The sequence below is a fragment of the Streptomyces sp. NPDC030809 genome, from assembly GCF_055572195.1.
Map to the genome: position 1 here is coordinate 97,882 of NZ_JBVIDV010000007.1, position 12,299 is coordinate 110,180.

12 protein-coding genes are annotated in these 12,299 nt (G+C 74.8%); 9 read left to right on the top strand and 3 right to left on the bottom strand.

Features of this window, described 5'->3' with window-relative positions; all coding sequences use genetic code 11:
• Nucleotides 1–8 precede the first annotated feature (8 nt).
• The gene (locus tag ACZ407_RS12025; RefSeq protein ID WP_468127740.1) at nt 9–770 is read left to right on the top strand and encodes a YveK family protein; all 762 of its coding nucleotides are present in this window, start codon (nt 9–11) and stop codon (nt 768–770) included.
• Nucleotides 767–1,939 (top strand): GNAT family N-acetyltransferase, encoded by a 1,173-nt coding sequence (locus ACZ407_RS12030; protein WP_468127742.1) that lies wholly within the window; start codon nt 767–769, stop codon nt 1,937–1,939. Before ACZ407_RS12025 ends, ACZ407_RS12030 begins: the two co-directional genes overlap by 4 nt.
• 35 nt (nt 1,940–1,974) lie before the next feature.
• Here the strand turns inward: ACZ407_RS12030 and ACZ407_RS12035 are convergent, their stop codons facing one another.
• Nucleotides 1,975–3,315, bottom strand: a complete 1,341-nt coding sequence (locus tag ACZ407_RS12035; protein ID WP_468127744.1) for a glycoside hydrolase family 26 protein — start codon at nt 3,313–3,315, stop codon at nt 1,975–1,977.
• A gap of 149 nt (nt 3,316–3,464) precedes the next feature.
• On the opposite strand from ACZ407_RS12035, the gene ACZ407_RS12040 reads away from it, so the two are divergent.
• From ACZ407_RS12040 to ACZ407_RS12060, 5 genes are all read left to right on the top strand, one after another.
• Nucleotides 3,465–4,796, top strand: coding sequence for a carboxylate--amine ligase (locus ACZ407_RS12040; protein WP_468127746.1), 1,332 nt, complete (start codon nt 3,465–3,467; stop codon nt 4,794–4,796).
• A 74-nt stretch (nt 4,797–4,870) separates the two neighbouring features.
• On the top strand, nt 4,871–6,154 hold the full coding sequence (locus tag ACZ407_RS12045; protein WP_468128035.1) for an NAD(P)-binding domain-containing protein: 1,284 nt from the start codon (nt 4,871–4,873) through the stop codon (nt 6,152–6,154).
• Between the two features lie 13 nt (nt 6,155–6,167).
• Nucleotides 6,168–6,383, top strand: a complete 216-nt coding sequence (locus tag ACZ407_RS12050; protein ID WP_468127747.1) for a hypothetical protein — start codon at nt 6,168–6,170, stop codon at nt 6,381–6,383.
• 39 nt (nt 6,384–6,422) lie between these two features.
• Entirely contained in the window at nt 6,423–8,474 is a 2,052-nt protein-coding gene (locus tag ACZ407_RS12055; RefSeq protein ID WP_468127749.1) for a SpoIIE family protein phosphatase, read from the top strand.
• Between the two features lie 148 nt (nt 8,475–8,622).
• Nucleotides 8,623–8,799, top strand: a complete 177-nt coding sequence (locus ACZ407_RS12060) for a hypothetical protein (RefSeq protein WP_468127750.1) — start codon at nt 8,623–8,625, stop codon at nt 8,797–8,799.
• 82 nt (nt 8,800–8,881) lie between these two features.
• Here the strand turns inward: ACZ407_RS12060 and ACZ407_RS12065 are convergent, their stop codons facing one another.
• Complete coding sequence (locus tag ACZ407_RS12065; RefSeq protein WP_468127752.1) at nt 8,882–9,328, bottom strand: DUF6299 family protein; 447 nt, start codon at nt 9,326–9,328, stop codon at nt 8,882–8,884.
• Between the two features lie 194 nt (nt 9,329–9,522).
• Between ACZ407_RS12065 and ACZ407_RS12070 the strand changes: the two genes are divergently transcribed.
• Both ACZ407_RS12070 and ACZ407_RS12075 read left to right on the top strand, forming a co-directional pair.
• Nucleotides 9,523–10,134 carry a DUF4352 domain-containing protein gene (locus ACZ407_RS12070; RefSeq protein ID WP_468127754.1) on the top strand — a complete coding sequence of 204 codons (612 nt, stop codon included), beginning with the start codon at nt 9,523–9,525 and terminating at the stop codon, nt 10,132–10,134.
• Between the two features lie 76 nt (nt 10,135–10,210).
• The gene (locus ACZ407_RS12075) at nt 10,211–10,711 is read left to right on the top strand and encodes a DUF5949 family protein (protein WP_468127756.1); all 501 of its coding nucleotides are present in this window, start codon (nt 10,211–10,213) and stop codon (nt 10,709–10,711) included.
• Between the two features lie 125 nt (nt 10,712–10,836).
• On the opposite strand, the gene ACZ407_RS12080 is transcribed toward ACZ407_RS12075, so the two are convergent.
• Complete coding sequence (locus tag ACZ407_RS12080; protein ID WP_468127757.1) at nt 10,837–12,162, bottom strand: cytochrome P450; 1,326 nt, start codon at nt 12,160–12,162, stop codon at nt 10,837–10,839.
• Nucleotides 12,163–12,299 lie beyond the last annotated feature (137 nt).

Here is a 12,299-nt window from a genome sequence, read left to right on the forward strand (position 1 = left end):
GCACCCCCATGGCAGAGTCGCCCGCCGCCAAGAACACCAAGCCCGCAGCCAAGGGCGAGCCGCCCGCCGCCGCCCGCCCCGCCCGCAGGGGATCCCGGCTGCCCCTGTGGTGGCCGCTGCCCGCCTGCGCGGTCCTCGGCCTCGCCGCGGGGGGCGCGTACGGGGTCCTGAAGACCCCCGAGTACGCGGCCACCAGCTATGTCGTCGCGGTCCCGGACGAGAGCACCGAGCCCGCCACCGCCCTCGGCTTCTCCCAGGCGTACGCACGCATCGCGACCAGCCAGTCCACCCTGGCGTACGCCCAGCCGCGGGCCGGTCTGACCGTGCAGCAGCTGCGCACGCAGGTGCGGGCGGAGACCTCGCCGGAATCCCCGATGATCGCGATCACGGGCACGGCCTCGAAGGGTGCGGCGGCCGCCGACATCGCCAACGCGGTGGCCGACGCCCTGACCCTGAGCAGCAACCAGCAGGCGAAGAACACCGGGGTCCGGCTGCTGCTGTTCAACCAGGCGGTGGCCCCCGCCTCCCCGGCCTCCCCGTCCGCCCCCGTCAGCGGGGCCGTCGGGCTCTGCGCGGGCGGGCTGATCGGCGGGCTGGCCATGCTGGCCCGGCCGCGCGGGCGCCGCGGGGAGCAGGCCGCCGCAACCGCCGCCGCGGGCGCCGCGCAGGGCCCGGCGGAGAGCGCCGCGTACACCTCCGTGCCCTCCCCGGCGCAGGGCGACGCCGCCGAGGCCGCCGCGGTCGCCGCGGTGAAGGAGTCGGTGCGATGACCACGTGCTCCACGGGGACCCGGACCGGGTCCCGGGAGCTGGCGGTGACGCTGTGCCGCGACCCGCGGCAGTTCGCCGCGCTGGAGGAGCCGTGGAACCGGCTGCTGCGGCGCTGTCCCACGGCCACTCCGTTCCAGAGCCACGCATGGGTGCACTCGTGGTGGCTCTCGTACGGCCGGGAGGGGCGGCTGCGGATCCTGCTGGTGCGGCGGGCCGGGGAGCTGGTCGGGGTGGCCGCGCTGATGCTGGTGCACCGGCCGCTGCCGCTGCTGGTGCCCCTGGGCGGCGGGATCACCGACTACTTCGACGTGCTCGTGGACGAGCGGTACGCCGGCGAGGTGGTCCCGGCCCTGGCCCAGGGCCTGCACCGGGCCGCCCGGGCCGCGGTGGTGGACCTGCGGGAGGTGCGGCCCGGGGCGGCGGTCGAGGCGCTGGCCGAGGCGTGGCCGGGGAGCGTGGACACGCTGCCCGACTCCTCGTGCGCGGAGTTCCCCGTGGTGCCGTTCGACGAGCTGGTCAAGCGGATGCCCTCGGCGGGGGCCCAGCGCACCCGGGCCAAGGTCCGCAAGATCGACGCGCTGGGCATCCAGGAGCACCGGGTCTCCGAGCACGAAGTGCCGGACACGGTGCGCACGATGCTGCGGCTGCACGAGAAGCAGTGGCGGGGCCGCGGGGTGACCCCCGAGCACCTGCGGCCCCGGTTCGCGGAGCACCTGACCCGGGCCACCCGGCGGATGGTGCGCACCGGGGACGCCCGGCTCACCGAGTTCAGGCTGGACGGGCAGGTGGTCGCGGCCACCGTGACCCTGATGTCCCCCGGCCTGAGCGGGGGCTACCTGTACGGGGCGGACCCCGAGCTGCGGGCGCGCAAGGTGGACGTGGCGACGATGCTGCTGCGCCACGAGGCCCAGCACGCCCAGGCCGAGGGCCGGGGCGTGCTGAGCCTGCTGCGGGGCAACGAGCCGTACAAGAACCACTGGCGGCCCGACACCGTGGTCAACCGGCGGTTCCTGCTGGCCCGGTCCTCCCACGCACCCCTGCTGCGGCTGCGCGAGTCGCAGGTCACCGGCCGGGAGCGGGCGGTCAGCGCGCTGCGGGAGGCGATGCCCGCGGCGCGCGACTGGCGCAACCGGATCAACGAGTGGCGTGCGGACGGTGCGAGGCGCTGATGGGGTGGTGCACCGGGCCGGCGGGACCGGCCGGGCTAGAAGGGCCAGAAGCTGTCGCTCTCGTCCTCCCAGTCCTCCCAGCCGAAGTCGACGCAGATCTTGTCCTGCTTGCCGATGATCTGGGAGACCCAGTCGCCGAAGTCGAGCGGCAGGCACCATTCCTTGTCGTTGACCGGCGGCTTCGGCGGCACCGGGGGCTCGCTCGGCTTCGGCGGGACCGGTGCGCTGGGGCTCGGCACGGGGACCGGGACCGGCGGCACGACGACGGGCGGGGTCGGTACGGGCGGGACGACGACCGGCGGGCTCGGGACCGGCGGGACGACGACCGGCGGGCTCGGGACCGGCGGGACGACGACCGGCGGGCTCGGGACCGGCGGGCTGGGCACCGGCACGGGGTCCGGCCGGGCGGACATCGTGTCCCGGAACACCTTGGAGGAGCGCGGGTTCTGGTCGCACTGCCACACGCCGTGCGGGCAGTAGTCCGTGATCGTGTGGTACAGCGGCTGCTGCTTGTCGATCCAGGCCAGCATGCGCCGCATGTACTCCGGGTTGTCCCCGTGCCGGAACAGGCCCCACTCCGGGTACGAGATCTGCTTGCCGTGCTCGCGGGCGAAGTCCACGTGGTGCTGGAGCCCGAAGGGCTGGCTCACCATCTCGTCGAAGCTGCGCCCGGGCGCCTGGTCGTACGAGTCCATCCCGACGATGTCCACGTACTCGTCGCCGGGGTAGCACTCGGTCCAGCCGATGGCGTCCGTGCCCCGGTTCGGCGCGAAGTCGAACCGGAACTTCTGGCCGGGCACCGAGCGCATCGCGGTGACGATGCGCTTCCAGTACGCCTTCCAGTTCTCGGGGTCGGGGCTGCACCGGTGGGTGTAGGTGATGCCGTTCATCTCCCAGCCCAGGACGATCACCGTGTCCGGGACCCCGAGGGACACGAGCCGCTGGGCGAGCCGGCGGAAGTGCTCGTCGTACTCCCCCCGGGCGCCGGCGCGGATCAGCCGGGCCACCTCGCGGTCCGGCACCCCGGCCTCGTTGCGTTCCTGCATCGGCACGTTGAGGACGAACAGCCGGTCGCTCTTGGCCCTGCGCCACTGCGCCCAGTCCGCCAGGAAGGTCGGGCTGCCCTCGATGTTCGACCACCGGTCACCGGGCAAGTACGTGTGGCCGACGCGCAGTTCGCGCCCGCCCAGCCACTGGGACAGGGCGTTCATGCGGGCCACCCCGGGCGCGCCGTAGTGCAGATAGGCACCCATGGCGGAGTCCGGAGACCCGGTCGAGCGGTCGTCGGGTGCCGCGATCGCGGCACCCGTGGCGAGCAGGCCGGCCGTCACCGTGCCGATGCAGGTGCTCGCCAGTCTGCGGCGTGGATTGGACATGGCGGTCTCCTGAGCTTCCCGAATCGGTGCGCTTGCAACGACGTTAGGCAGCAAATGTGATTAATGGCCTGTCTGGTGGCCTTGTGGTAGGCCATTCGCGACTGCGCACACCGTCCGCTTCGTCCGACTAGGTGAAAGACACCGTTCCCATGCACGTGTTCGCCACGGATGTGCCCGTACTTCTGCTCAGACTCGACCGGAACCCCTTTCACCACGGAACCCTCGGAGCCGTCAGATCCCTCGGCCGCAGCGGAGTCGAGGTGCACGCCGTGGTCGCCGACGAAGGCGGCCCCGTGGCCCGCTCGCGCTACCTCCACGCGGCACACCGCGGACCGGCCGGCCGGCCCGACCCCGACGCCCTCCTGGACTGCCTGACCGCCATCGCCGACGGCATCGGGCGCCCGGCGGTGCTCATCGCCATGGACGACCTGAGCGCCATCACCGTCGCCCGTCTCGCCCCGCTGCTGACGGGCCGGTACCTGTGCCCCGGTCAGGACCCCGACGTGCCGCTGCGCGTCGCGGACAAGGCGGAGCTCGCCGCGCTCTGCGCGCGCTGGGACATCGGCCACCCCGAGACCGTCGTGCCCTCCGGGGCCGGGGAGGCCGCGCAGGCCGCCTGGCGGCTCGGGCTGCCCGTCGTGGCCAAGTGGAGCCGCCCCTGGCTGCTGCCCGGCGGCCGCGGACTGCGCAGCACCACCCTGCTCGGCACCGCCGCCGAGGCCCGCCGGCTCTACGAGCGCAGCCAGGAGGCCGGCAGCCGGCTGCTGCTCCAGCGCTTCCTGCCCGGCGGACCGGACACCGACTGGTTCTTCCACGGCTGCTTCACCGGCGGCGGGCGCCCGCTGCTCGCCGGCTCCGGCCGCAAGGAGCTGTCCTGGCCGGTGCGCACCGGGCTCACCGCGGTCGGCCGCTGGCTGCCCGACCCGGCCGTGGAGGAGGAGGGGCTGCGGCTGGCCGAACACCTCGGCTACCACGGCATCCTCGACCTGGACTTCCGCCGGGACCCCGGCGGCAGGCTGCGGCTGCTCGACTTCAACCCGCGTCCCGGGGCGCAGTTCCGGCTGTTCACCGACACCGCCGGGCTGGACGTCGTACGCGCCCTCTACCTGGACCTGACGGGGCAGCAGGTACCCGAGCCCGCCGGGGGGCCCGGCCGGGTGTTCGTCGCCGAGAACTACGCCCTGCTGGCGGCGCTCGCCGCACCCCGGGCCGCCGCCCCGCGCGGACGCGGCCGACTGGAGCCCGCCTGGTTCGCGGCGGACGACCCGATGCCGTTCGTGAGCATGGCGGGGGCCTTCCTCGGCCGGGGCGCCCACAAGGGCGGCGGCCGCCTCCTGGGGGCGCTGCGCGGATTCCCCGCGCAGAGCCGCCGTACCGCCCGCGCAGTGGTCCGCGCCCCCCGGCAGCGGGGCGGGGACACCGGGACCGCCCCCGCCGACCTCGGCCAGGAGCGCTCCGCGCGCACCCCGGCCGGCCGCTGACCGCGCGCGGACAGCAGCCACCGAGTCCCCAACCGCACCGAGAGCACTGAAGGAATGGAACGCGCATGAGGCGCATGGACGATCTCGTGGTGGTCGGCGCCGGCCCGTACGGACTGTCGGTCGGCGCGCACGCCGCAGCGGCGGGACTGGCCGTGCGGGTGCTGGGCCGCCCGATGGCCTCCTGGCGCGACCACATGCCGGAGGGCATGTACCTGAAGTCCGAGCCCTGGGCCTCCAACCTGTCCGACCCGGAAGGCCGGCACACGCTCGGCGCCTTCTGCGCGGGCCGCGGGCTGCCCGCCGGGCACGGCCGCCCGATCCCGGTGGCCCAGTACGGGGCCTACGGGCTGTGGTTCGCGCGGCAGGCCGGGCCTCCGGTGGAGGAGCTGACGGTCACCGCCGTGACCCCGTACGGCACGGGCTTCCGCGTGACCACGGCCGAGGGCGAGGTCCTGCTCGCCCGGACGGTCGCGCTCGCCGTCGGGGTGATGCCCTTCGTGCACCTGCCGGCGGCCCTGCGGGGACTGCCGGACACCCACGTCTCGCACAGCAGCGGCCACCGGGACCTGGCCCGCTTCCGCGACCAGGACGTCACCGTGGTCGGCGCCGGGCAGGCGGCCCTGGAGACCGCCGCCCTCCTCGCCGAGCTGGGCGCCCGGCCCCGCCTGGTGGCCCGGGCCGACCGGCTGCGGTGGAACACCGTGCCCGCCCCGCTGGAGCGGCCGCTGCTGCGCGCCCTGCGCAACCCGCACTCCGGGCTGGGCACCGGCTGGCGCAGCTGGGTCTGGTCCGAGCTGCCCTGGGCGGTACGGAAGCTGCCCGCGGCCACCCGCGAGCGGATCGCGGCGAACGCGCTGGGCCCGGCGGGCGCCTGGTGGCTGCGGGAGCGCTTCGAGGGCCGGGTGCCGGTGCTGCTCGGCCACCGGCTCCGGGGGGCGGCGGCGGCCGGCGGCCGGACCCGGCTGGGGCTGACCACCGCCGAGGGCGAGAGCACGGTCCTGGACACCGGGCACGTCATCGCCGCCACCGGCTTCCACCCCGACCTGGAGCGCGTACGGCTGCTGGACGCGGGGCTGCGGGCCGGGCTGCGGCGGGTCGGGGACAGCCGGTCCCCGGAACTGTCGGCCGGATTCGAGTCCTCCTATCCGGGACTGTTCTTCGCGGGGCTGCTCACGGCTCCCTCATTCGGCCCTTCCATGCGATTCGTGCACGGCGCGGGCTTCTCGGCGGGGAGACTGGTGGCAGGAGTCCGCCGGCGCCTCGGGGCCGGGGGCCGGCTGCCGGGCTCCTGCGGTGCCGGTGCGGATCCCGCGGATCTGGGTACGGGTACCGGACACCCGAAGTCGTTCACGCGGTGAGAGGTGGTCCGCCATGAACCCCGAGCGGTCCCAGGGCCGGGGCTGGGTACGCATTCCGGCGAGCCGCGGGGAGCAGCCCCCCGCAGCCGGGTACCCCGGCCGTCCGGAGCACTCGGCGATCTACCTGTCCCTCGTCGAGCGCTGGCGGGAGGCCGGCCGGACCCTTCCCGGGCATCCTGACGAGGAGTGGGAGCGGCTGATCTCCCAGCCCTGCTGGCCCGGACCCTGAGTCACGGCCTGGCGACCTGGCCGTCGGAGGAGGTGCCCCATGACCGAGTCGGAGCCCGGGATCGGGCCGGGAGAGCGGCTGGCCCTGAACCGCATGGGCAGCTTCGTCTGGGACCTGGCGCGCGGAACGCTGGAGCTGGACGCGGGCGGGATGACCGTCTTCGACCTCGCCGAGGGCGAGTTCGACGGCACCGTGGAGGGCATGGGGCTGCGGGTCCCCGAGGAGGACGCCCGGCGGCTCGCCGCGGCCGCCGAGGCGGCCCTGACCGCCGGGGAGTCCTCGTACGGCTCGTACTTCACGGTGCAGCGGCGGGACGGCGAGGAGCAGTGGACGCACACGCAGGGGCGGATCCTGCGGGCCTCGGACGGCTCCGCCGAGCGGATCGTGGGCATCGTGCGGGACGCGACCGCCGAGCTGGCGCACTCGACACTGCTGCGGAAGCTGGAGTCCGCGCGGGCCAAGCAGACCACGATCGTGCAGCGCACGACGGAGGCGCTGTCGCGCGCGGTCACCGTGGACGACGTGACCGCCACCCTCACCGGGGCGGGGGCGCTGGAGCGGCTGGGCGCCGACGGCCTGGCCCTCGGCCTGGTCGAGAACGGCACGATGAAGATCATCGCGCTGAGCGGGGAGTCGCTGGAGATCCTCAGCGAACGGCGCTTCACCCGGATGGACGGGCAGCTGCCGCTCTCGCAGGCGGTGCTCACCCGGCAGGCACGTTTCGTCACCTCCCTGTCCGCCCTCGGCGCCGAGTTCCCGCTGATCGGCCCGTACCTGGAGCGGATCCAGTACGACGCGGCCGCCTACCTGCCGCTGATCGCCCAGGCCAAGGCGATCGGCGGGCTGGTGCTGTTCTACCGGCGGCGCGAGGAGTTCAGCCCCGAGGAGCGCAACCTGTGCCTGGGCCTGGCGGGCATCGTGGCCCAGTCCCTCCAGCGGGCGCTGCTCTTCGACCAGGAGCGCGAGTTCGCCACCGGGCTCCAGGCCGCGATGCTGCCCCGGCGGATCCCCGAGATCACCGGCGGGGAGATCGCGGTGCGCTACCACTCCGCGTGGAGCGGCCGCGAGGTCGGCGGGGACTGGTACGACGTGATCGCCCTGCCCCGGGACCGGGTGGGCATCGTGGTCGGGGACGTCCAGGGCCACGACACCCACGCCGCCGCGATCATGGGGCAGCTGCGGATCGCCCTGCGCGCCTACGCCGGTGAGGGGCACCCGCCGTCCACCGTCCTCGCCCGGGCCTCCCGCTTCCTCGCCGAACTCGACACCGAACGCTTCGCCACCTGCACCTACGCCCAGGTGGACCTGGAGACGGGCGGGGTGCGCGCGGTCCGCGCCGGCCACCTCGGCCCGCTGATCCGGCACAACGACGGGCGGACCGGCTGGCCCAACCTGCGGGGCGGGCTGCCGCTCGGCCTGGCCTCGGTGTTCGAGCAGGAGGAGTTCCCCGAGACCCGCCTGGACCTGGTGCCCGGGGAGACCCTCGTACTGTGCACGGACGGGCTGGTGGAGGAGCCCGGCACGGCCATCACGGCCGGGATGGACGCCCTCGCGCACGCGGTGCGCAGCGGCCCGCAGGAGGCGGGCGCCCTCGCCGACCACCTCTCGGACCGGCTGTGGGAGCGCTGGGGCTCCGGGGACGACGTGGCGCTGCTGGTGCTGCGCCGGGCCCCCGACCCGGGCACCCACCGGGCGCCGCGCATCCACCAGTACGTCCACCAGGCCGACCCCGAAGGGCTCTCGGAGGCCCGCTACGCCCTGCGCCAGGCGCTGCGCGACTGGGGCGTGCCCCAGCTCGCCGACGACGTGGAACTCGCCGCCGGAGAGCTGCTGGTCAACGCGCTGCTGCACACGGAGGGCGGAGCGGTGCTGACCATGGAGGTGCTGCCGGAGCCGGTGCGGCGGATCCGGCTGTGGGTCAAGGACCGCTCCAGCGTCTGGCCGCGGCGGCGCACCCCGGGCGAGGCGGCGACCACCGGCCGGGGACTGCTGCTGGTGGACGCGCTGGCCTCGCACTGGGGCGTGGAGTCCCGCGGCGACGGCAAGGCGGTGTGGTGCGAGTTCGAGGCGCCCGCGGAGCCCGGGCCCTGACACGTAAGGTCACCCGTCCGCTACTACGGGTTGTGGGGCGGGGCGGCCGGGGTGATGATCGGGCTGACCGGGCCGCTCGGGCCCGGGTTCCGGGACGTGCGGGGCCGCGGGGGACCGCGGGAGCCGCGGAGGATCCGAGGGAGCGGCCATGCGGTGGCTCGGGAAGGTGCCCCTGCGGGGGCGCAAGGGGCTGGTGGCGGGCCTGCTGCTGGCCGCGGGCGTGCCCAGCCTGGTCGCGTACGCGGCCGGCCGGGCCCCGGAAGGGCCCGGCTGCCGCTCGGTGGCCTACATGTCGGTGGTCAGCATCGCCCCCGAGTGCCGGTAGCCCCGGCGGGGAGGTGCGCCACCGGGCCCGGGCCGAGCCCGGAAAGGGCCCGGCCCGGCTCGGGAGGGGCCCCGGGTCCGGCTCAGTAGAGGTGGCGGACGATCTGCACCGGCTCCTCGTGGCTCTTCAGGGTGTGCGGCGAAGGCAGGCCGCCCCGGTCGTCGAGGGTCAGCAGCCGGGCCGAGACCGTCGCCGCGCCCTCGTGGAAGTGGACCAGGCCCAGGCCGTCGGCCGGGCCGCTCGTGCTCCACGGGTGCTCCTCGCCGTCGCAGCGTGCCTCGGGGCTGTTGAAGCCCAGCTGCTGCCCGTCCTGCTCCAGGCTGGCGGAGAGGTAGACCGTCCGAGAGGGTGACGCGGTGTGGCAGCGGTAGGCCCCGGAAAGAGTGAGAGTGCCGTCGGGCGAGATGTGCGCCTCGGGGTCCACGTACACCACTCCGTCGAAGGAGTCGTGCCCGGCGGCGGTGGCTGCGGTGGGGCTGATCACGGCCGCTGCGGCCAGTGCTGCCACGGCCAGGGCGGGAATGCGCATGATTTCTCCGGTGGGGGTGAGGAACGGAGTCGGGAACGGCGGTTGAAACCGTCGCAACGAATTGTGCTGATCAAGCACGCGGAACTCACTCGCCGTCACCCGTGTCGTTGGAGGCATTTGCCCGGCCGGGCGCGTGAGGATGGCCGCACCTCGCCCCGAAGGGACCTGCCATGCGACCCGCCACGCGCCCCCTCATGCGTCATTCCGCCCCCCTTTCGCTGACCCTGCTGCCGCTGCTCCTGCTGGGCGCCACCGGCTGCCAGAGCGCCCCGCAGGATGCGCCAGCCGCCCCCGCGGCCGCAGCCGGGGCACCCGCGGCCCCCGCGCAGGACGACCGGGCCGCGGCAGAGGACGGCGAGCGGCAGCCCGCCGGGCCGCAGGAGCGGGAAGCCGCGGCGGCCCGCCTCGGAGAGGCCGTCAACCTGCGGGGACGCAAGGTGGGGCAGCACCTCCAGGCCGTGCTGGACGCGTACGTGGACCCCGCCGTCAGCGCCGAGAAGGGGTTCACCCCCGCCAAGGGCACCCGCTGGGTGGGCGCCGACATGTCCTTCGTCAACGTGGGCGGAGCCTCGTACGGGGCGCTCGGCCGGGTCTGGGCCATCGACGGGGAAGGGCGCCGGCACCCGTCCGTGCAGACCGGGAGGCTCACCACCGGAGAACCCCTCGTATTCGAACCCCTGGAGGTCGGGGGACGGGCCGAAGGGTGGGTGGTGTTCGAAATTCCGGAGAACGTGCGCATTGTTCGTCTCCAGTACAAGGACGCGAACATCCTGCCGAATTCGGGAGCGGGTTACTGGCACGTTTAGGCCGATCCGCATTTCCGTAGCCCGAGGGGGTGAACGGCCGTGAAAGGCTGCGGTGAAAGAGCACTAGGGTGCGCGCATGACTTCGACTCACACCGAATCCGCCGCGACCCGCGGCGCCCGGCTGGGCACCCTTTCCGTCCTCGCGTGGATCGGCGACCCCGACGAAGGCCACGACGTCCCGTACCTGCTCGCCTACAGCCTCGGTGACGGGGAGGGCGGGCCGGCCGCCTCCGAGGCCGCGGCCCGCGAGCTGCTCGAAGAGATCAAGCTCCCCATCGGCGACGAGGTCCTCGACGGCACCACCAGCACCAGCCTCCCGATCAGCGTGCTCGTCGAGGGCGAGCAGGCGGTCCTGACCATGCCGGGGCTGAACGCCAAGTGCACCGCCCCGCCGGAGTGGATCTCGGCGGCCGACGAGTCCGGGCAGGTCTACTTCCTCTTCGCCACCCGCCCGTGGCCCGAGGCCGTCCCGGGCCGGCCGGTCACCGCGGACATGCTCCAGGCCTTCGCGGGCAACGAGGCCAACCTGACGAGCAGCGCGCACATCGTGCTGCCGGTGAGCAAGCTGCGCAAGTAGCAGCGTCCGCGCGGCCCCCGGGGCCGCACCGCGGCCGCCGGGGCCGCACCGCGGCCGCCGGCCGCCGCCGGGCTCCCAGCCTGCCCGGCGGCGGCCGGTCGCGTTGGTCCGGGCGGTGGGCCCGGTCAGTCGGTGAAGGTGAACTTTAGCGAGCGGACCCGGTTGTCGAAGTTGGAGCCCGCCAGGTCGGGCAGCCCCACTGCGCGCAGGTCCCGCGGGCGGGTCAGCAGCTCCCGGAACAGGGCCTTCATCTCCTGCCGGGCCAGGTGCGCGCCCAGGCAGTAGTGCGGGCCGCCGCCCCCGAAGCCGAGGTGCGGGTTGGGGCTGCGGGTGATGTCGAAGGCGTCCGGGTCGGGGCCGAAGACGGCCTCGTCGCGGTTGGCGGAGGCGTAGTAGAGGACCACCTTCTCGCCGGGCCGGAAGGTCCGCCCGCCCAGGGTGTGTTCGGCGGCCACCGTCCGGCGGAACTGGATGATCGGCGTCGAGTGCCGGATCATCTCGTCCACCGCCCCGTCGGCGTACGCGTCGAAGTCCGAGGCCAGCAGGTCCCGTTGGTCCGGATGGTCGGTGAGCAGGGCCAGGCCGTGGGTGATGGCGTTGCGGGTGGTCTCCACCCCCGCGACCATCAGCAGCGAGAAGAACGCGCCCAGCTGCCGGGCCCCGAGGGCCTGCCCGTCCACGTTCGCGCAGACCAGCGCCGAGATCAGGTCCCCGGTGGGGTTGCGGCGGCGGTCCCGGCCGATGCCGGCCACCATCCGCTGCATGCGGGCCAGGGCGCGCAGCCCGCGGCCGGGCATCCGCAGGCGGGCCGCGAGACCGCGCTCCACCCCGATGTTCTCGGAGGCGTGGTTGACCCGGTCGGCGATCTCCGGCCGGAACCGCTCCGGGATGCCCATCATGTTGCAGATGACCTCCAGCGGCAGCCGGGAGGAGACCGCGGCGACGAACTCGTCCGGCCGCTGGGCCAGCATGTCGTCCACGATCCGCGCGGCCACCGCGTCGATGTCCCGCTCCGCCTCGGCCAGCAGCCGCGGGGTGAAGGCGCGCTGCACGATCTTGCGCAGTCGGGCGTGGTCGGGGCCGTCCAGGTTGACCATCGAGTCCCCGAACAGGGCGCGCACCCAGCGGGCCGGCTCGGGGGTGGTGACCCCGGGGGCGCTGGCGAACACCTTGGGCAGCCGGCTGGCCTCCTGCACGTCGGCGTGCCGGACCAGGGCCCAGTGGCCGCGGCCCCGGCCCTCGGCCACGTACACCGGGCCGTCGAGGGCGCGCAGCCGGGCGAAGGCCGCCAGCCGGTGGGCGGGGGGCCCCTGCCAGAAGGCGGGGTCGGCCAGGTCGGGCACGTCCGGGGCGGCGGAACCTTCCGCCGCCGGGCGGGTCCGCCGGCCGGGGTCCGGGTTCGGGCGGGGGCCGTGGGGGCCGTGTGCCGGGCCCTGCGCCGGGATGGTCATGGCCGCACCTCTTCCTGTTGCCGGGCGTCATCCTCAGCTCCAGAACGCCGCCGGGCCCGCAGGTGCGGGCCCGGCGGGCCCAGATTCCCGCCAACGAGTGAGCCCCGGCCGGTTTGGCGTTGACGCGGCCCGCAGAT

What these genes read in the sequence shown, in the direction of transcription:
- ACZ407_RS12080 (WP_468127757.1), bottom strand. Translation starts at nt 12,162, where the DNA reads ATGACCATCCCGGCGCAGGGCCCGGCACACGGCCCCCACGGCCCCCGC.
- ACZ407_RS12040 (WP_468127746.1), top strand. Translation starts at nt 3,465, where the DNA reads ATGCACGTGTTCGCCACGGATGTGCCCGTACTTCTGCTCAGACTCGAC.
- ACZ407_RS12070 (WP_468127754.1), top strand. Translation starts at nt 9,523, where the DNA reads ATGCGTCATTCCGCCCCCCTTTCGCTGACCCTGCTGCCGCTGCTCCTG.
- ACZ407_RS12055 (WP_468127749.1), top strand. Translation starts at nt 6,423, where the DNA reads ATGACCGAGTCGGAGCCCGGGATCGGGCCGGGAGAGCGGCTGGCCCTG.
- ACZ407_RS12025 (WP_468127740.1), top strand. Translation starts at nt 9, where the DNA reads ATGGCAGAGTCGCCCGCCGCCAAGAACACCAAGCCCGCAGCCAAGGGC.
- ACZ407_RS12075 (WP_468127756.1), top strand. Translation starts at nt 10,211, where the DNA reads ATGACTTCGACTCACACCGAATCCGCCGCGACCCGCGGCGCCCGGCTG.
- ACZ407_RS12030 (WP_468127742.1), top strand. Translation starts at nt 767, where the DNA reads ATGACCACGTGCTCCACGGGGACCCGGACCGGGTCCCGGGAGCTGGCG.
- ACZ407_RS12060 (WP_468127750.1), top strand. Translation starts at nt 8,623, where the DNA reads ATGCGGTGGCTCGGGAAGGTGCCCCTGCGGGGGCGCAAGGGGCTGGTG.
- ACZ407_RS12045 (WP_468128035.1), top strand. Translation starts at nt 4,871, where the DNA reads ATGGACGATCTCGTGGTGGTCGGCGCCGGCCCGTACGGACTGTCGGTC.
- ACZ407_RS12050 (WP_468127747.1), top strand. Translation starts at nt 6,168, where the DNA reads ATGAACCCCGAGCGGTCCCAGGGCCGGGGCTGGGTACGCATTCCGGCG.
- ACZ407_RS12035 (WP_468127744.1), bottom strand. Translation starts at nt 3,315, where the DNA reads ATGTCCAATCCACGCCGCAGACTGGCGAGCACCTGCATCGGCACGGTG.
- ACZ407_RS12065 (WP_468127752.1), bottom strand. Translation starts at nt 9,328, where the DNA reads ATGCGCATTCCCGCCCTGGCCGTGGCAGCACTGGCCGCAGCGGCCGTG.